18 protein-coding genes are annotated in these 23,291 nt (G+C 36.4%); 14 read left to right on the top strand and 4 right to left on the bottom strand.

Annotation, left to right across the window (positions count from 1 at the left end; translation table 11 throughout):
• Positions 1-67: 67 nt before the first annotated feature.
• Positions 68-2,215, bottom strand: coding sequence for an HD family phosphohydrolase (locus GOQ17_RS13850; protein WP_159638323.1), 2,148 nt, complete (start codon positions 2,213-2,215; stop codon positions 68-70).
• A 168-nt stretch (positions 2,216-2,383) separates the two neighbouring features.
• On the opposite strand from GOQ17_RS13850, the gene rpe reads away from it, so the two are divergent.
• From rpe to GOQ17_RS13825, 5 genes are all read left to right on the top strand, one after another.
• On the top strand, positions 2,384-3,064 hold the full coding sequence (rpe, locus tag GOQ17_RS13845; RefSeq protein ID WP_159638321.1) for a ribulose-phosphate 3-epimerase: 681 nt from the start codon (positions 2,384-2,386) through the stop codon (positions 3,062-3,064).
• A gap of 319 nt (positions 3,065-3,383) precedes the next feature.
• Complete coding sequence (locus GOQ17_RS13840; protein WP_159638319.1) at positions 3,384-6,146, top strand: bifunctional aconitate hydratase 2/2-methylisocitrate dehydratase; 2,763 nt, start codon at positions 3,384-3,386, stop codon at positions 6,144-6,146.
• 221 nt (positions 6,147-6,367) lie between these two features.
• A complete protein-coding gene (locus tag GOQ17_RS13835; RefSeq protein WP_159638317.1) occupies positions 6,368-7,702 on the top strand; it encodes a dihydroorotase in 1,335 nt (444 codons plus the stop codon).
• Between the two features lies 1 nt (position 7,703).
• Positions 7,704-8,756 (top strand): S66 peptidase family protein, encoded by a 1,053-nt coding sequence (locus GOQ17_RS13830; protein ID WP_159638315.1) that lies wholly within the window; start codon positions 7,704-7,706, stop codon positions 8,754-8,756.
• Positions 8,753-10,261 (top strand): M14 family zinc carboxypeptidase, encoded by a 1,509-nt coding sequence (locus GOQ17_RS13825; protein WP_236537157.1) that lies wholly within the window; start codon positions 8,753-8,755, stop codon positions 10,259-10,261. Before GOQ17_RS13830 ends, GOQ17_RS13825 begins: the two co-directional genes overlap by 4 nt.
• An 11-nt stretch (positions 10,262-10,272) precedes the next feature.
• Here the strand turns inward: GOQ17_RS13825 and GOQ17_RS13820 are convergent, their stop codons facing one another.
• Positions 10,273-10,950, bottom strand: coding sequence for a M15 family metallopeptidase (locus GOQ17_RS13820; protein ID WP_159638313.1), 678 nt, complete (start codon positions 10,948-10,950; stop codon positions 10,273-10,275).
• A gap of 124 nt (positions 10,951-11,074) precedes the next feature.
• Between GOQ17_RS13820 and GOQ17_RS13815 the strand changes: the two genes are divergently transcribed.
• The 4 genes from GOQ17_RS13815 to GOQ17_RS13800 all read left to right on the top strand — a co-directional run bounded on the left by GOQ17_RS13815 (position 11,075) and on the right by GOQ17_RS13800 (position 16,356).
• Positions 11,075-13,351 (top strand): ATP-dependent helicase, encoded by a 2,277-nt coding sequence (locus GOQ17_RS13815; protein ID WP_159638311.1) that lies wholly within the window; start codon positions 11,075-11,077, stop codon positions 13,349-13,351.
• 63 nt (positions 13,352-13,414) lie between these two features.
• The gene (locus GOQ17_RS13810) at positions 13,415-14,212 is read left to right on the top strand and encodes a DUF4290 domain-containing protein (protein WP_159638309.1); all 798 of its coding nucleotides are present in this window, start codon (positions 13,415-13,417) and stop codon (positions 14,210-14,212) included.
• Positions 14,213-14,300: 88 nt separating this feature from the next.
• Entirely contained in the window at positions 14,301-15,626 is a 1,326-nt protein-coding gene (gene murA, locus GOQ17_RS13805; protein ID WP_159638307.1) for a UDP-N-acetylglucosamine 1-carboxyvinyltransferase, read from the top strand.
• A gap of 100 nt (positions 15,627-15,726) precedes the next feature.
• The gene (locus GOQ17_RS13800; protein ID WP_159638305.1) at positions 15,727-16,356 is read left to right on the top strand and encodes a YceI family protein; all 630 of its coding nucleotides are present in this window, start codon (positions 15,727-15,729) and stop codon (positions 16,354-16,356) included.
• 33 nt (positions 16,357-16,389) lie between these two features.
• On the opposite strand, the gene GOQ17_RS13795 is transcribed toward GOQ17_RS13800, so the two are convergent.
• Together GOQ17_RS13795 and GOQ17_RS13790 are read right to left on the bottom strand one after the other, a co-directional pair.
• On the bottom strand, positions 16,390-16,773 hold the full coding sequence (locus GOQ17_RS13795; RefSeq protein WP_159638303.1) for a winged helix-turn-helix transcriptional regulator: 384 nt from the start codon (positions 16,771-16,773) through the stop codon (positions 16,390-16,392).
• A gap of 57 nt (positions 16,774-16,830) precedes the next feature.
• Positions 16,831-17,625 carry an SDR family oxidoreductase gene (locus GOQ17_RS13790; protein ID WP_159638301.1) on the bottom strand — a complete coding sequence of 265 codons (795 nt, stop codon included), beginning with the start codon at positions 17,623-17,625 and terminating at the stop codon, positions 16,831-16,833.
• Between the two features lie 291 nt (positions 17,626-17,916).
• Between GOQ17_RS13790 and GOQ17_RS13785 the strand changes: the two genes are divergently transcribed.
• The 5 genes from GOQ17_RS13785 to GOQ17_RS16225 all read left to right on the top strand — a co-directional run bounded on the left by GOQ17_RS13785 (position 17,917) and on the right by GOQ17_RS16225 (position 23,098).
• A complete protein-coding gene (locus tag GOQ17_RS13785; protein WP_159638299.1) occupies positions 17,917-20,184 on the top strand; it encodes an aconitate hydratase in 2,268 nt (755 codons plus the stop codon).
• A 204-nt stretch (positions 20,185-20,388) separates the two neighbouring features.
• Positions 20,389-20,514: a hypothetical protein gene (locus GOQ17_RS16500; RefSeq protein ID WP_262713861.1), complete on the top strand. Its 126-nt coding sequence runs from the start codon at positions 20,389-20,391 to the stop codon at positions 20,512-20,514.
• Between the two features lie 201 nt (positions 20,515-20,715).
• Positions 20,716-21,216 (top strand): DUF4890 domain-containing protein, encoded by a 501-nt coding sequence (locus GOQ17_RS13780; protein WP_159638297.1) that lies wholly within the window; start codon positions 20,716-20,718, stop codon positions 21,214-21,216.
• Between the two features lie 574 nt (positions 21,217-21,790).
• The gene (locus GOQ17_RS16230) at positions 21,791-22,492 is read left to right on the top strand and encodes a reverse transcriptase domain-containing protein (protein ID WP_201288625.1); all 702 of its coding nucleotides are present in this window, start codon (positions 21,791-21,793) and stop codon (positions 22,490-22,492) included.
• A 51-nt stretch (positions 22,493-22,543) separates the two neighbouring features.
• Positions 22,544-23,098, top strand: coding sequence for a group II intron maturase-specific domain-containing protein (locus GOQ17_RS16225; RefSeq protein WP_201288624.1), 555 nt, complete (start codon positions 22,544-22,546; stop codon positions 23,096-23,098).
• Positions 23,099-23,291: the final 193 nt, after the last annotated feature.

Below are 23,291 nucleotides of genomic sequence, written 5' to 3'. Positions count from 1 at the left end.
CAAACTTTGAAAGTAGTTTTTTTGATAATTTTTTGTTGTTTATTATTAACAATCTGAGAGTCAATAATTATAATTTTATTCTTGCTGAATCTTTTCTTTTGCTGATATCATAATCAATGCGCACATGATAAATGCTCATCAACATACTTTTAAAAATAGCACTAACATCCGAAATATCTTTCAATGTAATGTTGGCATTACTAAACTGCTTTTGAACCAATTTATAGTCTACTATTTTATCAACTAGATTACTGATAGAATCCTTGGTAGGTTCTTTTAAAGATCTCGCAGCAGCTTCTACCGAATCTGCCAACATCAATACTGCAGTCTCTTTAGAAAAGGGAATGGGGCCTGGGTAATGAAAAAGTGTTTCATCAACCAGTTTATCGGGGTTGTTTTTAAGAAATTCATTGTAAAAGTAATCCACACGTGTCGTTCCATGGTGGGTTTTTATGAAATCAATAATAACTTCAGGCAATTGATGACGCTTTGCTATTTCGATGCCTTTTAATACGTGCGAGATGATAATTTGTGCACTTTGTTCAGACGTAAGTTCCTCATGTGGATTAATTCCAGTTTTCTGATTTTCGATAAAATAAAGAGGATTCACAATTTTTCCAATATCATGATAAAGTGCTCCTGCACGAATCAATAACGAATTCCCACCGATTTTATAAATCGCAGCTTCCGCAAGATTTGCAACTTGCAGGGAATGCTGGAAAGTTCCTGGCGCTTTAAGTGATAATTCTCGTAATAATTTTGAATTGGAGTTTGTAAGCTCCATTAAGGTTAGGTCAGAAACGATTCCAAATAATTTTTCAAATGCATAAATCAAAGGGTATGCTAATAGGGTTAAACCTACGCTGACAAAAAATGGTAAAATATCAATCCAATATATACTACTAAAAGAACCATTTCTTGTTAATACCAATCCTATAAATCCAATGATATAAGTAGCCAAAATGAGTAAGCTAGAAATCAAAAATTGCTCACGCTTCACCATTGTCTTAATGCTATAAATTGCTACTAAGCCAGACATAAATTGCAAGAAAACAAAATCGTAGCTATTGGGCACAAACAATGCTGTAATTAATACCATTAATAAATGGATATTTAACGCTACACGTGTGTCAAATAGAATACGAAAGATAATAGGTACGCCACAATAGGGGATGAAATATAGACTGGAGACACGCAAATGTAATGCCCATGAAAATACACCAAGCATACCTAATATCACGATGAAAATAATAGCAAGTAATCTGTTATTATTGTAGATGTTTTTTCTAAAAAAGTATAGAAAGACCATAAGTAGGCTCATTGCTAATCCCACAACTAAGAAATGTCCAATTGCTACATAGGTTTTGTCTCCTGATATTCTCGCTTCGTCTTCAAAAATCTTTCTTAGGGATTCGAGTTTTTGGTACGTATCGTTATTGACTATCTTGTCTTTTTCGGCGATCAATTCCCCTTTTTGGACCATTCCACGAGTGGTGGAAATATTGCTCAGGGCGGTTTGCTCAATTTTGTTAGTCAAAGATTCATTGAAAATGTAATTTACTGTAATGTAATTTTTCAATACTTCTTCAAGCCAACGTTTTTTGATAATAGTTGCGTCTTTGGCTATGGAATTATGTGCATATTCTATCGCCGTTTCTATAGTGAAGCAATCTGCTGTATTTTTTTGCGTAGCAAGGTTATTATCAATTAAGGTAAAATTATAGTTTGCCTCTGTTTCACTTACTTTATCCGCATCATCACCTTTATTTTGATACCTATTGTTCAAAGATAAAATTCCACGGTTATAAACGTAAGTCAAAATTTCTACGCCCTTTTGCTTATATTTTTGAATATCCAGAGTAGGCACTGTATCCATTTGACTACTTTGCCACTTTTCAGCTATATCAGTTGTAAAAAGATCAATTTGTTCCTTACTAGCTGTTTGCTGCAGGTTGTAAACAGGCTGTACGGTTTTTAGTATATACTGTCGATCTCTATCGAGCTCTTCTTTGGTTTTATTTATAGCAAAATTATAAGGTGAAACTAAGTTGTCGTGATTCCAAGCTTTTCCTTTTTGAAACTCATACTCAAAACGAGGTTGTTTTGGTAGAAATAAGCAAATTAGAAACACCGTCAAAACAAGCATACCGTATTTTATAAACGGTGATTCGCTTTGCAATTTATTATCTATGTAGTTGATTTTGAGTTTTGCCACGTAGTATAAAAATTTGTTATTATACAATTATATAAACAAAAGTAACTATTTCTATCCTTAGTTTTGGTAATCCTAATGGATTATTAATCCAATGTCAATAAGTGTATTTAGTTTTGAAAAGGGCAATTTTAAGCGCTATCTTTGTCCAAAATTTTAATAAATAAATTCATGTCAAATACTAAACATTTAATTGCTCCATCAGTTTTAGCAGCAGACTTTGGGAATTTAGCGAGAGATGTTCAAATGGTCAATTCGAGTGAGGCAGATTGGTTTCACATCGATATTATGGATGGTGTTTTTGTGCCAAACATTTCATTTGGTTTTCCAGTAATGAGTGCTATTGCGAAGCATGCTCAAAAACCTTTGGATGTACATTTAATGATTGTAGATCCTGATCGTTATTTACAGACGTGCAAGGACAATGGTGCGGAGGTGATTACTGTACACTATGAAGCGTGTACACATTTACACCGTACACTAGCAGCAATTAAAGAATTAGGTTGTAAAGCAGGAGTGGCTTTAAATCCACATACCTCAGTTCAATTGTTGAAAGACGTGATTCAAGATATTGATTTAGTTTGTTTGATGTCTGTGAATCCAGGTTTTGGAGGACAGAAGTTTATTCCGCATACCTATTCAAAAATTAAAGAATTAAGAGCGTTGGCAGCAGGTGTTAACGATTCTTTATTGATAGAAATTGATGGGGGTGTAACGACTGCAAATGCGGCTCAATTGTTGGATGCAGGTGCTGATGTACTTGTTGCAGGTTCATTTGTATTCACAGCTGAAGATCCAATAGTGACAATTGCGTCTCTCAAAGCTGTTGACGTAGAATTAAAACAAGCATAAATAATTAAAAGCGACAATTTCTGATAAATTGTCGCTTTTTTTTGATAAGTAATATCAGTTAACTGTTGTGTTGTTTAGAATTATTCCAAATTATTTTTGCGAATCGCAGTTGTTTTATTAGCGCTTGATTTTTAGTAATTTTGCGCACGAAAATACTTGTTGAAATTTAATAAAATATCAGCAAGTCAAGAGTGATGGGGCTGTAGAATCTTGGATAATTAGAGTGTTATTATTCAATGTTGTAGTAGCTGATTTTGTAACACAAACAGGAAGTTAAATAATGAATTTGACTGCCTTTTAATTTAGAAAGACTAAATATATGAGTATTTACAACGATTACGTACAAGAGGTTGTAGAACGAAAAGGTCAAGGATTACATCCTAAACCAATTGATGGAGCAGAACTTTTGAGCGAAGTTATTGCACAAATTAAAGATTTAAATAATGAACACAGAGAAGAATCTTTGCGTTTGTTTATTTATAATACATTGCCAGGTACTACGCCTGCGGCAGCTGTAAAAGCTCAATTCTTAAAAGAAATTATTTTAGGTCAAGAGGTAGTTGCTGAGATTACTCCAACTTTCGCATTTGAGTTATTATCTCACATGAAAGGTGGACCATCTATTAAAGTATTATTAGATATCGCATTAGGCGAAAACGAAGATATCGCTAAGCAAGCTGCTGAAGTATTGAAAACTCAAGTTTTCTTGTATGATGCAGACACAAACCGTTTGAAAGTTGCTTACGAAGCAGGTAACGCTATCGCAAAAGATATTTTAGAAAGCTATGCGAAAGCAGAATTTTTCACTAAGCTTCCGGAAGTTCCAGAAGAAATTAAGGTAGTTACTTATATTGCTGCTGAAGGTGATATCTCTACGGATTTATTATCTCCAGGTAACCAAGCGCACTCACGTTCGGACCGTGAATTGCATGGTAAATGTATGATTACGCCTGAGGCTCAAGCTGAGATTGAAGACTTAAAAAGACAACATCCTGATGCAAGCGTAATGTTAATCGCTGAAAAAGGAACTATGGGTGTGGGTTCTTCACGTATGTCAGGAGTGAATAACGTAGCATTATGGACAGGTAAACAAGCATCTCAATATATTCCTTTCGTAAATATTGCACCTATTGTAGCAGGTACAAACGGTATTTCTCCAATTTTCTTGACTACAGTAGATGTAACTGGTGGTATCGGTATCGACTTGCAAAACTGGGTGAAGAAAACGGACGAAAACGGAAACGTAGTTCGTGATGAAAATGGTGATGTTGTATTGGAGCAAGCTTACTCTGTTGCTACAGGTACTGTGTTGACCATCAATACAAAAACTAAAAAATTATACAACGGTGATGTTGAGTTAAAAGATATTTCTAAATCTTTCACACCACAAAAATTAGAGTTTATCAGAGCTGGTGGTTCCTACGCAATCGTTTTTGGTAAGAAAATTCAAACTTTCGCGGCACAAACTTTAGGCATCGAAGCACCGCAAGTATTTGCACCAGCAAAAGAAGTTACTAAAGAAGGTGTAGGATTGACTGCAGTTGAGAAAATCTTCAACAGAAATGCAGTTGGTGTTGCTCCGGGTAAAATATTACACGCTGGTTCTGACGTTCGTGTGAAAGTAAACATTGTAGGTTCTCAAGATACTACTGGTTTGATGACTGCACAAGAGTTAGAAGCAATGGCCGCTACAGTTATTGCGCCAGGCGTAGATGGTGCTTACCAATCAGGTTGTCATACAGCATCAGTTTGGGATAAGAAGGCACAAGCTAATATTCCTAAGTTGATGAAATTCATGAACGAGTTTGGGGTAATCACTGCTCGTGACCCTAAAGGTGAATACCACGCGATGACTGATGTTATTCATAAAGTGTTGAATGATATTACAGTGGACGAATGGGCTATCATCATTGGAGGTGACTCACATACACGTATGTCTAAAGGTGTAGCTTTCGGTGCTGACTCAGGTACTGTAGCATTAGCTTTGGCGACTGGTGAGGCTTCCATGCCAATTCCAGAATCTGTGAAAGTTACTTTCAAAGGTCAAATGAAAGAGCACATGGATTTCCGTGACGTGGTACATGCTACACAATTGCAAATGTTGCAACAATTCGATGGTGAAAATGTATTCCAAGGTCGTATCATCGAGGTGCACATCGGTACATTATTAGCTGACCAAGCCTTCACATTCACGGATTGGACGGCAGAGATGAAAGCTAAAGCTTCTATCTGTATTTCTCAAGATGAGACATTAATCGAATCATTAGAAATCGCTAAATCTCGTATCCAAATCATGATTGATAAGGGTATGGATAACCATAATCAAGTTTTACAAGGGTTAATTGACAAAGCAAACAAACGTATTGCTGAAATTCGTTCGGGTGAAAAGCCAGCTTTACAACCAGATGCAAATGCTAAGTATTATGCAGAAGTGGTGATTGATTTGGATATCATTGACGAGCCAATGATTGCGGATCCAGATGTAAATAATGCTGATGTTTCGAAACGTTATACACATGATACTATTCGCGACTTATCGTTCTACGGTGGAGACAAGAAAGTTGATTTAGGTTTCGTCGGTTCTTGTATGGTGCACAAAGACGATTTAAAAATCGTTTCGCAAATGTTGAAAAACGTGGAAGCACAAAAAGGTTACGTTTCATTCAATGCGCCATTAGTAGTGGCGGCACCAACTTATAATATTATTGATGAATTGAAAGCAGAAGGAGATTGGGAATTTTTACAAAAATATTCTGGGTTCGAATTCAACGATGCAATGCCAAAATCAGCAGCTCGTACAGAATACGAAAATATTCTTTATTTAGAGCGTCCTGGATGTAACTTATGTATGGGTAACCAAGAGAAAGCTGCTAAAGGTGATACTGTAATGGCAACTTCTACGCGTCTTTTCCAAGGTCGTGTAGTGGAAGATAGAGATGGCAAAAAAGGTGAGTCTTTATTAGCATCTACGCCAGTAGTCGTGTTGTCAGCTATCTTAGGTCGTATCCCTACAATCGAAGAGTATAAATCAGCAGTTGAAGGAATTAACTTAACTAAATTCCAACCAATTTCTACGAAGTAGGTTTCCGATTTAAATATAATATAGTAATGAGGCTATTCTAATTTTAGAATAGCCTCATTTTTTATTCATAAGAATAATTCAGAATATTTAAACTTATAATAGAAGAATGCAACATAACTAAAACGTAAGCTATCCTTGTTTATAGTAATATTCAAAACCAATTTAAGTCAAATAATAGATGTCAATTTATTATGTTTGTATATACAAACATATCATATATAATGTCATCTATACTCATCAAAAATGCACAAGTCGTAAATGAAGGAACTACTCAGGTTTTGGATGTTTATATAAAAAATGGACGCATTGAAAAATTAGCACCTCAAATTGATATTAATGCAGATCAGGAGATTAATGCAGAAGGATTACATCTGCTTCCTGGCTTAATTGATGATCAAGTACATTTTAGAGAGCCAGGCTTAACTTATAAAGCGAATATTTATACAGAAAGTCGTGCTGCTGTAGCTGGTGGTACTACTTCCTTTATGGAAATGCCGAATACAGTGCCAAACACATTAACTCAAAAGTTACTTCAAGATAAATACGATATAGGTCAAGATTCTTCGTTAGCAAATTATTCTTTCTTTATGGGAGCGGGAAATGATAATATTGACGAAGTATTGAAAACAAATCCTCGTGATGTCTGTGGTGTGAAAGTATTTATGGGTTCATCAACAGGAAATATGTTGGTAGACAACGAAACTGCTTTAGAAAATATTTTTAAAAATTCTCCAACTTTGATTGCTACACACTGTGAAGACGAGGCTACTATTAAAGCGAATCTTGCTGCTTACAAGGAAAAATATGGTGATAATATTACGATAGAAATGCATCCATTGATTCGCTCAGCAGAGGCTTGTTATTTGTCATCATCTAAAGCCGTTGAATTAGCCAAAAAGAATAACACGCGCTTACATATTTTGCATATTTCTACAGGTAGAGAAACAGCTTTGTTTGATAACTCAATTCCATTAGAACAAAAAAGAATTACTGCTGAAGCTTGTGTGCATCATCTTTGGTTTTCGGACGAAGATTACAAAACCAAAGGAAATTACATCAAGTGGAATCCAGCGGTAAAGACAGCTTCAGATAGAGATCAAATTTTGAAAGCTGTATTGGATAGTCATATTGACGTGATTGCTACGGATCACGCGCCACATACTATCGAAGAAAAAGAACAGTCGTATTTACAAGCTCCGTCAGGAGGACCATTGGTGCAACATGCATTGTTAGCTTTATTGGATATGGTTAGTCAAGGTAAATTGACTTTGGAACAATTAGTGCAAAAGACAGCGCATAATACAGCTACATGTTTTCAAATTGAGCAACGTGGATTTATCCGTGAAGGATTCTGGGCGGATTTGGTATTGGTGAATTTAAATAAACGGTACGAGGTCACACGTCAAAATATTCTTTCAAAATGCGGTTGGTCGCCTTTTGAAAATCATATATTTACATCAACTATTGAACATACTATTGTGTCAGGAAATTTAGCATACTCGAATGGTCAAATCATCGAAGTTGGATCAGGACACCGCTTATTATTTAACCGGTAAAATGAATAAAAGAACGTTTTTGAAATCGATTGGACTGGGGTTGGGGGCCTTAGCCATTTCTGATCAAACGGTTAATGCTGTTTCAGAGGCGACAGGTACTGTCAAATCATTATTAAAGGCGAAGGTTTTGAAAGAAGGCGATACGATAGGAATTATCACGCCCGCAGGAGCATTATCTGAAGAGGAAACCATCACGATAACCAAAGAAGTGTTAGCACATTTTGGTTTTAAAGTTAAAGAAGGAAAGTATATTCGTTCGCGCTACGGTAATTTGGCTGGCACGGATGATGAACGTTTATACGATTTGCATACTATGTTCGCCGATAAAGAGGTTGATGGCATATTGTGTATTCGCGGAGGTAATGGAGCTTCACGACTTTTGCCTCGTATTGATTATGAATTGATACGTAAAAATCCTAAAGTTTTACTAGGCTACAGCGATATTACGGCTTTGATATTAGCATTTTATGCTAAAGTTGGTTTAGTATCGTTTCATGGTGTGGTAGGAAGTAGTACATGGAGCAATTATGTCGCTAAATTATTCAAAGAGCAGTTTATAGAGAATAAATTAGCCAACTATGCCAATCCTACAAAATCAGACAATCAAATTATTCAATATAAAGATAGAATACAAACAATAACGCCAGGAATTGCAGAAGGAACAATAATTGGTGGAAATCTGACATTATTAACTGGGTTGTGTGGTTCGCCATATTTGCCTGATTTCAGCAATGCTATACTTTTTGTAGAAGAAATAGATGAGAAGTCGGACAGAATGGACCGTATGTTCTGTCAGTTGATGAATGCTGGTATATTGTCACAAATCAAAGGTTTCATATTTGGTAAGTGTACGAATTGTGGCCCATCTGGTGGATATGGCTCACTGACGATTGAACAAATGCTAAATGATTATATCAAACCTTTGGGGATTCCTGCTTATAGTGGAGCAATGATAGGTCATATTTCTGATCAATTTTTGATGCCAGTAGGCGTACGTGCGCGTATGGATGCCACAAAAGGAACTATTGAATACTTAGAAAAATCGTTATTATGAAAAGATTAGTTTTTCTACTATCTATTGTAATTTTATTTGTGTCTTGCAAAGGAGCAAATACAACTTCAAATACCCCAATTAAAGTTATGAATATCGATACCTTCACATTTAATACTATATATTCCACTTTTAAAGAACCGGCATTAAAATATCGCCGTTTTAAACATTCGGATATTGATTCTTTGATTCAATTGCACAAAGGAAAGGGTGTATTGGCAGTGAACCAAATAGGTAAATCTTTCGAAGGCCGAGCTATTTATGAATTGACTTATGGTACTGGAGAAAAGAAAGTAATGCTTTGGTCTCAAATGCATGGCGATGAACCAACAGCGACTATGGCATTATTCGATTTGTTCAATTTCTTGGAAGGAAAAGGAGATGGTCACGATGAAATTCGTAAATTGTTAACATCAAAACTGTCTATCCATTTTATTCCGATGTTGAATCCTGATGGTGCTGAACGTTATCAAAGACGTACGGCACAGGGAATAGACATGAATCGTGACGCACGTGCCGGTCACACAGTAGAGGGCGCTTTATTGCGCGCTAGGGCACAAGAGATAAAACCACAATATGGCTTTAATTTGCACGACCAAAATATTTATTATAATGTCCCTGGAACTAAAAATCCAGTTTCCATATCATTGTTGGCTCCAGCGTATAATGAACCACGTGAAATTAACCCAGTGCGTGAAAATGCCATGAAAATAGCTGCTGGGATGAATGAGATTTTACAACAATATATTCCTGATGCCGTAGCAAAATATGATGATACATATACCCCTCGTGGTTTTGGTGATAATTTCCAATCTTGGGATGCTAGTACGGTATTGATTGAGTCGGGAGGAATGAAAGGCGACCCAGAGAAACAACAAATTCGTAAGTTGAACTTTATCATCATATTGAATGCGCTAGTTCAAATTGCTGAAGGAAGTTATGCTAAATTTGATAAGCAACAATATGAAGATATTCCATTTAACGCCTCACAATTGCACGATGTAGTTATTCGTAATATTGTGATTGGTCCAGATTCGACTTCTTTCAAAACTGATTTAGCGATACGTCGTAATGAAACAACGATAGGGAGAGACTTTTTTGTGCGCGGTAAGATTGAGGATATCGGTGATTTGAAAGAATCTTTTGGTTATGATGAAATCGATGCGGAAGGCTTACACTTTGTTCCTGCGAAAACAGCTACATTAATTTTGAATGATATTAATCAACTCACTGCCGAGCAAGCTTTTGATTTACTTAGAAAAGGTTTTATGGCTGTTCAGATAAAAGAAGTAGGAGAGACGAAAGAGAAAGCTTTACATTCTTTGCCAATTCATCTATTCACCCAAACTAACTTTTATTTACCTGTGACAGCTGATTTTGGGGGGATGGCAAACTTTTATATTGGAGATACAAGTGGTAATTTGAAATATGCAATTATGAATGGTTATCTCATAGATTTGAGTAAAGATTTTGATAAGCAGATAACATTAAAAAACAGAGTGCATTAAGCACTCTGTTTTTATTTCACGTCAAAATCAAAATACTTATCCTTGAAAGGTTCATCATTATAGGTATAATGCCACCATTCTTTACTATAGGCTCTAAAACCATACTTCTCCATTATTTTCTTAAGTTTTATTCTGTTTTGTTTTTGAATATTGGTCAGTTTCATATAATCATGACCGGACTCTTCACCAAAGAAATCAAAAGCTACACCCATATCAAGTTCTTTCTTGGTTTTCAAATCAATAATTGTTAAGTCGATGGTACTTCCGCGGCTATGCCCCGACTTTGAAGCAATAAATCCCTTTTTGAAAAGGTCACGTTTGTCTACGCGAGGATAAAATTCTTGGCGCATCAAGGTGTCTTTAATATCCTTAGCCCAACGTTTGAAATGATTAACAGCTTTTTGTGGCCTGTAGGCATCAAATACTTTTAGCCCAAGACCTTCCTTGTTTAATTCTTTTTCAATTTTCTGCACTGCCAAAGAAGCACGCTCTGTCAATATGACTTTTGAGCTTTTATAGCCGTCAATCTTACGCCCAACGAAATTGTGATTGCTGAAATATTTCATATCTACAGAAAGATGTGGAATATATTCTGTTAGGTAGACATAACCTTTTGGTAAATCCCTTTTAGTCTGCGCAAATGAAAATAGGTTTATAAATAAAAATAGTAAGCTTATGCTGTATTTCATGGATGTAAGGTTTAAGTCATAAAGGTAATCAAAAGTGCTAATAATTGTAGCAATTCTGCTGTATTCTGCCCCGAAATTTATATCTTTACAACCTATTTCTTAACGAAAAAATTACGTATATATTTTGGATTATTTAGCAGGATTAAATCCCTCCCAACGTGCTGCAGTTGAACAAACCGAAGGACCGGTAATGATAGTAGCGGGAGCTGGTTCAGGAAAGACACGTGTAATCACTTATAGAGTTGCTCACCTTATTCACAAAAGAGTAGATCCATTCAATATTTTGGTGTTGACCTTCACAAACAAGGCGGCGAAAGAGATGCGCGAGCGTATCATGAAAGTAGTAGGTTCAGAAGCTAAGAATATTTGGATGGGTACTTTTCACTCTATTTTTGCACGTATTCTACGTGTGGAAGCAGAGTTGATTGGTTATCCGAAGAATTTTACGATTTACGATACTGATGACACCAAAAGCTTATTGAGAGCCATTTTGAAAGAAATGAATCTCGATGATAAGCTATATAATGTGAATCATGTGTACGGTCGTATTTCATCTGCTAAGAATAATTTGATTTCTCCGCAGGAGTATAATAAAAATGAAGCCTTGATGGCTGAAGACCGTGAAAATGGTCGTCCGCAAATGGGGCAAGTATATATGACCTATGCGCAACGTTGTTACCGTGCTGGAGCGATGGACTTTGATGATTTGTTGTTTAAGACAAATGTGTTGTTGAATAAACACCCAGAGACTTTGCACAAATACCAACACCAGTTCAAATATCTGATGGTGGATGAGTATCAGGATACCAACTTTTCGCAGTATCTTATTGTGAAAAGATTGGCTGCCGTGAGTGAGAATATCTGTGTGGTAGGGGATGATGCGCAAAGTATCTATGCTTTCCGCGGAGCGAATATTCAAAATATCTTGAATTTCCAAAAGGATTATCCAGATGTAAAAGTCTTCAAGTTGGAGCAAAATTATCGTTCGACAAAGACTATTGTGAATGCTGCTAATAGTATTATCGCGAACAATAAGAATCAATTGGAGAAAAATGTATTTTCTGACAATGAGGAAGGCGATAAAATCAAAGTAGCCCGTGCTTTTTCGGATAATGAAGAAGGTAAGATTGTAGCTGAAGCGATTATTCAAGAAAAAACTTTGAAATCTCTTCCCTATAAAGCTTTTGCGATTCTATATCGTACCAATGCGCAGTCTCGTGCGATGGAGGAATCTTTGCGTAAGCTCAATATTCCGTATAAATTGTACGGAGGTACTTCCTTCTATCAGCGCAAAGAGATTAAAGATTTAATCGCTTATTTCCGTCTGACATACAATCCAAACGATGAAGAAGCATTAAAACGTGTGATCAATTATCCACGTCGTGGAATAGGGGATACTACGGTTGAAAAAATTATAGTTGCTGCTGACAAAAATCAATATCGATTGTGGGATGTAGTGGCTAATGCGCAAATGTTTTTGGATGGTCGTAGTGCAACTTCAGTTGGAAATTTTGCGACGATGATTCAAAGTTTTCAAGCAGTTGGCAATAATTCCAATGCTTTCGATACAGCGATGCACATTGCACAGCATTCTGGGATTTTGAAAGATTTGTACGAAGATAAGTCTGTTGAAGGGCTGGCTCGATATGAGAATATTCAAGAACTATTGAATGGTATCAAAGAATTTTCGGAACGTGAAGATTTGGAACAAAAGACATTGGATATTTTCTTGCAAGACGTTGCTTTGTTGACTAATGATGATAATGACAAGGATCCAAATGCTGATACGGTTTCGTTGATGACGATTCATGCTTCTAAAGGGTTGGAGTTTCCAGTCGTTTTTATTGTTGGATTAGAAGAAAATTTATTTCCATCACAATTATCCTTAAATTCGCGCAGTGAATTGGAAGAAGAGCGTCGTCTTTTTTATGTAGCGGTGACACGTGCTGAGAAGAAATTGCATCTTTCTTATGCTACTTCCCGTTATCGTTGGGGAACTTTGAATAATTGTGAACCAAGCAGATTTATAGATGAATTGCATCCGAGTTATTTGGATTTGGATTTTACACCACGTCAATCTTTAGGTTCGTCAGAAGGAAGTTTCAAATCGGACAGAATCGCTTGGCAAACTAAAGAGAAGGATACGTTTTCGAAGCCAAAGCCTAAGATTGTCAAGACTACATCCATATTGCCAAAGGCACACGTGCCAACAGCTGGATTTGCTCCTTCGGATACGAGTAATCTTCAAGTAGGGATGGAAGTAGAGCACGAACGTTTCGGTTTTGGAAAAGTAGTCAACTTAGAGGGGAATAAACCAGATATAAAAGCAACTATTTTCTTTAAAGAGTTGGGACAGAAACAATTGTTGCTTAAATTTGCAAAACTTAGGATTGTTCAATAAGAACATTTATCTTTACTAGATTAAAATAATAACGTAAATATAGAATACGTTTAATATCACTATATGAATTTTGATTATAACAGTACTCGTCCGAAATTAATATTGGCCGAATATGGTAGAAATGTGCAAAATATGGTTGACTATATTTGTACAGTACCTGATAAAGAAGAGCGCAATAGATTAGCTCAAGTAGTTATCGATATGATGGGGGTGCTTAATCCGCATTTGCGTGATGTTTCGGACTTCAAACATAAACTTTGGGATCACCTATATATAATTTCTGATTTCAAGATTGATGTAGATTCACCTTACCCGATTCCAAAGCGTGAAGAAATACACCATAAACCGGAAACTTTAGCTTACCCACAGCACAAGATTCGTTTCAAACATTATGGTCATATTGTAGAAGAAATGATTCAAAAGGCTATTTCTGTTACAAACGAGGAGACACGCGCTAAATTAACTTTAGGTGTTGCCAACTTTATGAAAATGGCCTATACAACTTGGAATAAAGATTCGGTGAACGATTTGCAAATTATTGAGGATTTGAAAGAATTGTCAAAAGGTGCATTAACTTTGCCTGAGGATACGGTATTGACAAAATTAGATTTCCGTTCTCCGCCTCCAGGAAATCGTGTGAAAACACAACAAACTTCTTCTAATAATAACAATAATAATCAGAGAAGTACACAGTCTCATAACAACAATAATAAGAGACCGAGCAACAGCAATAATTACAGGAATAATAACAATAATAATAACGATAAGAGAAAATCTTATAGCAATAATAACAACAGTAGTAATGCTGGTGGTGGTTACAAAAAAAATTATTCTAACAGTAACAATAACTACAAGAAATAATCTTTCTAAGATTAATTTGTATTTAATAAGTAACTAATACAGCAATTAGTTACTTATTTTATTTAAAGAAATATCCTTAATAGTATATATGAACGCATTTGAAATACATGGTGGAAAGCCTTTAAAAGGAGAGATTGTTCCTCAAGGTGCAAAAAACGAAGCTTTACAAATTTTGTCAGCTGTATTGTTGACTGAAGAGAAAATGACAATTAGCAACATCCCAGATATTAAAGACGTCAATAAATTAATCGATTTATTGGGTTCTTTGGGCGTGGTTGTGAATAAATTAAATAAGGATACCTACGAGTTCGAAGCGAAAGACATCAATATAAATTATTTTACCTCAGAAGAATTCAAACAAAAGGGCGGAGGTCTTCGTGGATCTATTATGATCGTAGGACCGTTGTTAGCGAGATTTGGTAAAGCTGCAATTCCTAAGCCAGGAGGTGACAAAATTGGTCGTAGACGTCTTGATACGCACTTTTTAGGTTTCGAAAAATTAGGCGCAAAATTCGTTTACGATACAGAAAATGAATTCTTCAATGTGGATGCTTCGCAACTACAAGGAACATATATCCTATTGGATGAGGCGTCAGTGACTGGTACAGCAAACATCGTTATGGCTGCGGTATTGGCAAAAGGTACAACAACGGTTTACAATGCAGCGTGCGAACCATATTTACAGCAATTGTGTAAGATGTTAAATCGCATGGGCGCAAAAATCTCTGGTATTGGTTCTAATTTATTGACGATTGAAGGAGTGGAGCGTCTTGGTGGTACAGAGCACCGTATGTTACCAGATATGATTGAGATTGGCTCATTCATTGGCTTGGCTGCCATGACTGGTTCTGAAATTACAATCAAAAATGTTTGTTTTAAAGAGTTGGGTATTATCCCCACCGTATTCCAACGATTAGGAATCAAGATGGAATTGCGTGGCGACGATATTTTTATTCCTGCTCAAGAATCATACGAAATTGATACATTCATCGATGGATCTATTTTGACGATTTCTGATTCGCCTTGGCCAGGTTTTACGCCAGATTTGTTGAGTATCGTATTGGTGACGGCTATTCAAGCAAAAGGGAATGTATTGATTCATCAAAAGATGTTTGAAAGTAGATTGTTCTTCGTGGACAAATTAATAGATATGGGTGCGCAGATTATCCTATGTGATCCACACCGCGCTACAGTGATTGGTAACAATAAACAAACGAAACTACGTGGTATTCAGATGTCATCTCCAGATATTCGTGCAGGTGTGTCTTTATTAATCGCAGCTTTATCTGCAAACGGAAAATCTACCATTTTCAATATTGAACAAATAGAAAGAGGTTATCAAAATATTGAAGAAAGATTAAAAGCATTAGGAGCTGACATTAAGCGTGTTGAAGCCCAGCCATCTGGACACTAGTGAATTGTCTTTTGAATGTTATTTAAATATAAATAACTTTCGCATTTGATTGAGAATTGTAATTTTGTGCATTAACTATTTAAAATTTCTTTTAACAAACATGAAAAAATTAGTTTTATTTGCAGCTGTAGCATCATTGGTATTGGCTTCATGTGCTGGTAATCCAGAAGGTAAAAAAGCAGAAACTACAGACTCAGTGGCTGTAGCAGATTCAGTAGTAGGTACTGCATATACAGTTGATGTGGCTCAATCTCAAGTATTTTGGACAGGTACAAAAGTAAGTGGTAAACACGAAGGTACTGTTACTATCAAGTCTGGTTCTATCTCCGTAGACAATGGCGCGATCACAGGTGGTAACTTTGTATTAGATATGAATACAATCAACAGTACGGATTTAGAAGGCGAAGACAAAGATAAATTAGACGGTCACTTAAAAGCTGATGATTTCTTCGCAGTAGGCACTTTCCCAGAAGCTTCTTTTGAAATCACTGAAGTTAAAGCTGGCGCAACAGCTTCTGATGCAGTTATCTCAGGTAACTTGACTATCAAAGGTATTTCTAAAAATATTACTTTTGATGCTAAAGTTGATGAAGTATCTGAAACATCGGTTAAAACTTCTGCAGATTTCAATATTTTACGTGAAGACTGGGGCGTTAATTACGAAGGTAAAAAAGATGATTTGATTTCTAAAGAAATCAACTTCAAAGTAACTATCGTTGCTACTAAATAAGCTAAGCGACTTAAAGTATAATGTAAGCAGTCTTTATGTAAATGAAGACTGCTTTTTTTTGTCAAATAACATAGTACGATGATCTTGTCCCCAACTGACAAGCATACTAATTACTTGCTGAATTTTATTGCCATAAGAAGTGATGTCATATCGTACGGACACGGGTTTAGTATGCAATTCTTTTCGTGTAATAATTTTATTAATTTCTAATATTTTCAATTCATTAGTTAAAACTTTTGCAGATAAACCAGGTATATCATTTTGAATTTTAGTAAATGTATTCACTTCATTTTGCCGCGTAAGGAGATAATGGATAATTAATAATGTCCATTTGCCTCCAATGATTTCTAAAGTATCTTGTAAAGCTAATAAATCTGTTGTACAAACTGGAGGATCAGAAATTGGTTTCGATAGCATAATCTTAAGTATTTGTAATAATGTGTGAATATTGTATTATATAATTACCAAACAATCTCAATTTATTTTCCACAACCACTTCATCACCTTTTCAAATATTTGTGCTCCAAATATACGTTTGAATGTAATGGCTGAAGTTTGTGATAATTTACCCACAGTGTATCTTGTTTTTAATGTTTTTTTAGATAATAGAGTTGCTATCAATTTGGCAATTTTTTGTGGGTTGGCACCGTTAAATTCTTCTTTCTCATAGATTTCTAATGTGCGTTTGAATGTTGTTGAATAAGCAACTCCAATACACTCCGAAGTTTTTCTATTTGCTGTAATATGTGTTTTAAAATCACCTGGATTTATATTGCAAATTTGAATGTTGTAAGGAGATAGCTCTAATCTTAGTGATTCTACCAAGCCTTCTAGAGCAAATTTGCTAGCAGAATAATGAGCTTGAAATGGCATGCCTATTTGGCCCGCTAAGGAACATATATTTAATATTTTACCACTATTATTAGCTCGATAGTGAGGTAAAATTTTCTGAATCATTCGAACTACACCAAAATAATTTGTGTCAAATTGTTGTTTTACTTCTTGAATACTACTGTTTTCTATTGGTCCAGACAATACATAGCCAGCATTATTAATAAGTATGTCGATCTTTACAAATCTCTTAAGGATTTTGTTGATGAATTCATCCACCGATAGTGTATCTGTAACATCAAGTTTGAACAGCTCATAATTTCTATAATTACCTTCCTTATAGCGACTCGTGCCGATAACCTGATGCCCAAGATTTGATAAATGTTCAGCGACAACCTGACCTATGCCAGAGGACGCACCAGTAATTATAATATTCATCACTTTTGATTTGTATAAAGATAATTATAGTTTATAATTTTGATGATAATTATTATACTTAAAATAGAAGGGAGTAAGGAATTGATGAATATCAACAAAATCGGTTATTAAATGTTTGTTTCTAAAGCTGTAATTTTTTTACAGCTGTGAACAGTAAAACTTCAAACAGCTAACTTTTAAAAGATTAGAATCATTTTAAATAATGCAAATGACATTGACTAAACTATAGTTGTAAAAAAATAATAGTAAATTGTCTTGTCAATTTTAGAAATAAATTATAAATAGAGAGATATGGCTTTTGATATAGACATGATTAAAAAAGTTTATTCACAATTCGACGAACGCATTACAGCTGCTCGTCAAGTGGTGAATAAACCGTTGACACTTTCAGAAAAAATTTTGTATGCACACCTTTGGGATGGTCGTGCTACGGAGTCTTACGAGCGTGGCAAATCGTATGTAGATTTTGCCCCAGACCGTGTAGCAATGCAAGATGCAACGGCTCAAATGGCGTTGTTGCAATTTATGCAGGCTGGTCGTGCTAAAGTCGCGGTACCCTCAACAGTGCATTGTGATCACCTGATTCAGGCAAAAGAAGGTGCAGAGAAAGACCTAAATCGTGCTAAAAATGAAAGTTCGGAAGTTTTTAATTTCTTGAGTTCTGTTTCCAATAAATATGGTATTGGCTTCTGGAAACCTGGAGCAGGTATCATTCACCAAGTTGTATTAGAAAATTATGCCTTCCCGGGTGGTCTGATGATAGGTACAGATTCACACACGGTGAATGCTGGTGGACTTGGTATGGTTGCTATTGGTGTCGGTGGCGCTGATGCGTGTGATGTAATGGCAGGTTTGCCTTGGGAGTTAAAATTTCCCAAATTAATCGGTATCAAATTGACTGGTATATTATCAGGATGGGCCGCACCTAAAGATGTAATCTTAAAAGTAGCAGGTATTTTGACTGTAAAAGGTGGTACAGGTGCTATTGTAGAATATTTTGGTGATGGTGCAGAATCATTGTCTTGTACTGGTAAGGGAACAATCTGTAATATGGGGGCTGAAATAGGCGCAACGACTTCAACATTTGGATACGATTCATCGATGGAGCGTTATTTGCGTGCTACAGGTCGTGAGGAAATTGCTGATGCTGCAAATGCTATTAAACAGCATTTGACAGGTGACCCTGAAGTATATGCAAATCCAGAACAATATTTTGATCAGATTATAGAAATTAATCTTTCGGAACTAGAACCTTCATTGAATGGTCCTTTTACGCCAGATTTGTATACCCCAGTTTCGCGTATGCGTGAGGAGGCATCCAAAAATGGCTGGCCTACAAAAGTTGAATGGGGTTTGATAGGTTCATGTACGAATTCTTCTTATGAAGATTTATCTCGTGCAGCTTCTATTGCAAAACAGGCAATTGACAAAGGATTGGTTACAAAAGCTGAATTCGGTATTAACCCGGGATCGGAACAAGTTCGCTATACAGCTGACCGTGATGGATTGTTGAAGACATTTGAAGATTTGAATGCAACAATTTTTACAAATGCTTGTGGACCATGCATAGGTATGTGGGATCGTGCAGGAGCAGATAAGCAAGAGAAGAATACAATCGTGCACTCTTTCAACCGTAATTTTGCGAAGCGTGCTGATGGTAATCCAAATACATATGCTTTCGTGACTTCACCCGAAATGGTTGCTGCAATAGCAATTTCAGGTGATTTGGGTTTCAATCCAGTAACGGATACATTAACTAACAAAGATGGTGAACAAGTAAAATTGGATCCACCAGTTGGTGATGAATTGCCAGCTAGAGGTTTCGATGTAGAAGATGCAGGATATCAAGCCCCCGCAGAAGACGGTTCTTCTGTGAATGTTGAGGTATCGCCTACATCTGATCGTTTGCAATTATTAGAACCATTTGCTGCGTGGGAAGGTATTGACTTAACTGGTTTGAAATTGTTAATCAAGACTAAAGGTAAAACTACTACTGACCATATATCTATGGCTGGCCCTTGGTTGAAATACCGTGGTCACTTAGATAATATTTCTAACAATTTATTGATTGGGGCTGTTAACTATTTTAACGACAAAACTGATACAGTCAAAAATCAATTAACAGGAGAATACGGTGCTGTACCTGCTACACAACGTGCCTATAAAGCTGCTGGTATAGGATCAATCATTGTGGGGGATGAAAACTACGGAGAAGGTTCTTCACGTGAGCATGCTGCTATGGAGCCACGTCATTTGGGTGTTCGTGCTGTATTAGTGAAATCTTTTGCACGTATTCACGAAACCAACTTGAAAAAGCAAGGTATGTTGGCATTGACATTTATCAATAAAGACGACTACGATAAAATTCAAGAAAACGATTCTATTGATATTGTCGGCTTAACTACTTTCGCCCCAAATACACCATTGACTCTTGTATTAAATCACGAGGATGGATCAAAAGAAGAAATTCAAGTGAATCATACCTATAATGCACAACAAATCGAATGGTTCAAAGCTGGCGGCGCGTTGAATATTATACGCAAACACCAAGGCTTATAACATATCTTATTATACTTTAGCCCGATGAGATTACTCATCGGGCTTTTTTAAGTTTAAGTAATTCTTAATTCTGTAACTACATATATTACAATTTTGGTAATTTATTTTGTTGCAACAGGGTAGAAATAGCTGCTTGTGTCAGTAAAACATGTTTGGCTCGGTTATTGTTATTTATACTACAAATGATTAAAAGAAAGGTAAAATATGATAAGAAAACAAAAAGAAAAAAAATCTTTATTGACAAGAAGCCCGTATATGTACTATGTGACTAATTGGGGATTCGTAGAACAACCAACCAAAACAGAACAAACAAAAAGTCAGAAACGTTAACAAGAAGTTAACTTTCTGATGAAAGTTAAAAATTCAAAATGATGTGCTTTTCGAGATGAAAGCATTTTCTGTTTATAGACCATCCCAAATTTCCCTTTTTTCTTCTTAACAATTTTTAACTAAACTCAAATTAAACGATTTGAATGTTTTCACATCTATTGTACTATAAAGTTTATAATTAAAACAAGGGAGAACAATAAAATGAAAAAGTTTTTATCATTAGCAATAGTATTATCAGGTATTAGTTTTGGAGCATTAGCTCAAGAGGGAATAAAGAAAACTAACTCTGATAAAAAATCTTATGTACGTAAGGAATATGTGCGCAAGGATATGGTTAAATTAAGCCCAGAGCAAATTGCTGAAAAGCGTACTGAAAAGATTGAAAAGGAACTTGGTTTGACAACAAAGCAACGTAATGATATTTACAAGTTGCAACTGGATCAGGCAAATAAATTTAAAAAGCAGCACGAAATAAGACAAAAGGAGCGCGAACAAGCTCGTAAAGAACGTTTAGCTCAACGTGAAAAATTTGAAAAAATCTTGACGCCAGAGCAAAAGGAAATTTGGAAAGAGAAGTTTGCAAAACGTGGAGATCACTCTTTCAAAATAGGTGAAGATCGCAAGAAAAATTTTGAGCGTCGCGGTGAATCAAAACGCAGAATAGAAGGTGAAAAAGTAGAACGTGATCGTAGAGTAGGTTAATATAGTTTATTAGTTGGTTAGTTAAAAGGCCTTAATCGTGAGATTAAGGCTTTTCTGTTGTGCGCCCGGCATGGGCGATAACTCTAGGGTGCAAGTCCCGAACACGCCATTACAGTTGGAAGTGTTAGCCGAAGGCAAGGGTGTCCACCGTGAGGTGGAATCTGAAGGAAGCCTCAGGCAAATTCTCGGTCTGACGGACAGAAACTACATATAAGGCCTACTATGCTGGATGAGGTTGCAACACAAACTAAAGTCCTATACTGTACAGAAGCATCAAGGTAAATGTAGCAGACACATGAGATGAAAGTTATCGTTTTTACCCGGGGAGATCTCACAGACTTGTGGAAGTTTTTTTTTCAGAAGCAAGGAGTAAAGCTAGCTGTGAGAAGTCAGCCGATTTCGTAGTACTTGCTTACGGCAAAGCAAGGAAGGAATGAACCTTAAGTTAGTGAGCAATACACGAGAACTACCTAATGAAGGATAGAATGCAGAAAATTGATAACGTTTATCAACCTGATCACAAAAGAATAGGGCGGAACGCGAATGCTATGTGGGAGGGCAGACTTTTGTTGGGATGATTGAAAAGAACCTCACCGATACAAACACAAAAGTAGATGGACTTTTAGAACAACTCCTTGACCGTCAGAACTTGAATACTGCCTATTTACAAGTGGTTTGTAATCGTGGTGCTTGCGGTATCGATAAGATGTGCGTCGAATCCTTAGGGGATTATCTTAGAGAGCATAAGGAGAAACTTTTAACATCCATCAAGCAAGGGGATTATTCCCCAGCTCCAGTAAGACGTGTCGAAATTCTTAAAGACAATGGGTCAACGCGAATGCTGGGCATTCCAACAGTAGTTGATCGGCTCATCCAGCAGGGCATTAGTCAAATCCTGACACCAATCTACGAACCTGAATTCAGTGACCACAGCTATGGTTTTCGTCCGGGTCGCAACGCGCATCAAGGGCTTATCAAATGCAGAGAATATATTGAAAAGGGATACAAGTATGGTGTAGACATGGACTTAGAGAAGTTCTTCGATACGGTGAATCACAGTAAACTGATTGAATTATTATCACGCACGATCAAATATGGAAGACTGCTCTCACTTATCCATCGATACTTGAGAGCAGGTGTAGAAATAAACGGAAGGACTAAAGTAACTACAGAAGGTGTACCTCAAGGAGGCCCACTAAGCCCACTTTTGAGCAATATTATGCTTGATGAACTGGACAAAGAACTGGAATCTCGAGGACACAAATTTGTACGTTAGGCTGATGACCTTATGATACTTTGTCGTAGTAAACGGAGTGCCTGACGGGTTATGGAATCGATCACAAAATTTGTTGAAGGTAAGCTGATGCTTAAGGTCAATAAAGAGAAAAGCGTCGTTCGTCATGTATCCAAGATTAAATTTTTAGGCTACAGTTTCTACAATTACAGAGGGGAGTGGCGCTTACGTATTCACCCTAAAAGTCTAGGGAAGATGAAAGCTAGGATTAAAGGACTAACGGGCCGCAGTCGAGGTTGGAGCGATGAACAGCGAATTCTCTACTTGAGGGAATACCTCACAGGCTGGATGCACTACTTTAAACTAGCGGACATGGGGACCAAACTGGGGCATCTGGATATGTGGTATCGCCGTAGGTTACGTATGGTCAAATGGAAACAATGGAAACACAGCAAGTCTAAAATTAGGAACTTGTTACAACTAGGTGTAAGTAAATACAAGGCGTACAAATGGGCACATACAAGGAAAAGTTACTGGCACACAGCAAAAAGCTGGATACTGACAACAACCCTTTCCAACGACTATCTTAAACAACTGGGATACCCATCTTTACTGGCAGAATACAAGCGAGTTTGTGTTACAACTTAGGGAAGCGCCGTATACCGAACGGTACGTGCGGTGCTGTGGAAGGTCGGAACGGGAATTAATCCCGTTTGGAGTTGCTACCTTTGAGTGGAGACAGATTTAAAAAATAAAGAATTAAATTTGTTAACATATGGCACGAGTATTTGAAGAATCTTTTAAAATCATGGCAGTTGAATTATCCTGTATAAAAGGATCT

Origin of the sequence: Sphingobacterium composti (assembly GCF_009829075.1) — a bacterium.
Lineage (GTDB): Bacteria > Bacteroidota > Bacteroidia > Sphingobacteriales > Sphingobacteriaceae > Sphingobacterium > Sphingobacterium composti.
This window is presented reverse-complemented; position numbering and strand designations above follow the sequence as displayed.

Bases quoted from the DNA above. Each gene is read 5' to 3' on its own strand.
- rpe (WP_159638321.1), top strand. From the start codon at position 2,384: ATGTCAAATACTAAACATTTAATTGCTCCATCAGTTTTAGCAGCAGAC.
- GOQ17_RS13840 (WP_159638319.1), top strand. From the start codon at position 3,384: ATGAGTATTTACAACGATTACGTACAAGAGGTTGTAGAACGAAAAGGT.
- GOQ17_RS13835 (WP_159638317.1), top strand. From the start codon at position 6,368: ATGTCATCTATACTCATCAAAAATGCACAAGTCGTAAATGAAGGAACT.
- GOQ17_RS13830 (WP_159638315.1), top strand. From the start codon at position 7,704: ATGAATAAAAGAACGTTTTTGAAATCGATTGGACTGGGGTTGGGGGCC.
- GOQ17_RS13825 (WP_236537157.1), top strand. From the start codon at position 8,753: ATGAAAAGATTAGTTTTTCTACTATCTATTGTAATTTTATTTGTGTCT.
- GOQ17_RS13820 (WP_159638313.1), bottom strand. From the start codon at position 10,950: ATGAAATACAGCATAAGCTTACTATTTTTATTTATAAACCTATTTTCA.
- GOQ17_RS13810 (WP_159638309.1), top strand. From the start codon at position 13,415: ATGAATTTTGATTATAACAGTACTCGTCCGAAATTAATATTGGCCGAA.
- murA (WP_159638307.1), top strand. From the start codon at position 14,301: ATGAACGCATTTGAAATACATGGTGGAAAGCCTTTAAAAGGAGAGATT.
- GOQ17_RS13800 (WP_159638305.1), top strand. From the start codon at position 15,727: ATGAAAAAATTAGTTTTATTTGCAGCTGTAGCATCATTGGTATTGGCT.
- GOQ17_RS13795 (WP_159638303.1), bottom strand. From the start codon at position 16,773: ATGCTATCGAAACCAATTTCTGATCCTCCAGTTTGTACAACAGATTTA.
- GOQ17_RS13790 (WP_159638301.1), bottom strand. From the start codon at position 17,625: ATGAATATTATAATTACTGGTGCGTCCTCTGGCATAGGTCAGGTTGTC.
- GOQ17_RS13785 (WP_159638299.1), top strand. From the start codon at position 17,917: ATGGCTTTTGATATAGACATGATTAAAAAAGTTTATTCACAATTCGAC.
- GOQ17_RS16500 (WP_262713861.1), top strand. From the start codon at position 20,389: ATGATAAGAAAACAAAAAGAAAAAAAATCTTTATTGACAAGAAGCCCG.
- GOQ17_RS13780 (WP_159638297.1), top strand. From the start codon at position 20,716: ATGAAAAAGTTTTTATCATTAGCAATAGTATTATCAGGTATTAGTTTT.
- GOQ17_RS16230 (WP_201288625.1), top strand. From the start codon at position 21,791: ATGATTGAAAAGAACCTCACCGATACAAACACAAAAGTAGATGGACTT.
- GOQ17_RS16225 (WP_201288624.1), top strand. From the start codon at position 22,544: ATGGAATCGATCACAAAATTTGTTGAAGGTAAGCTGATGCTTAAGGTC.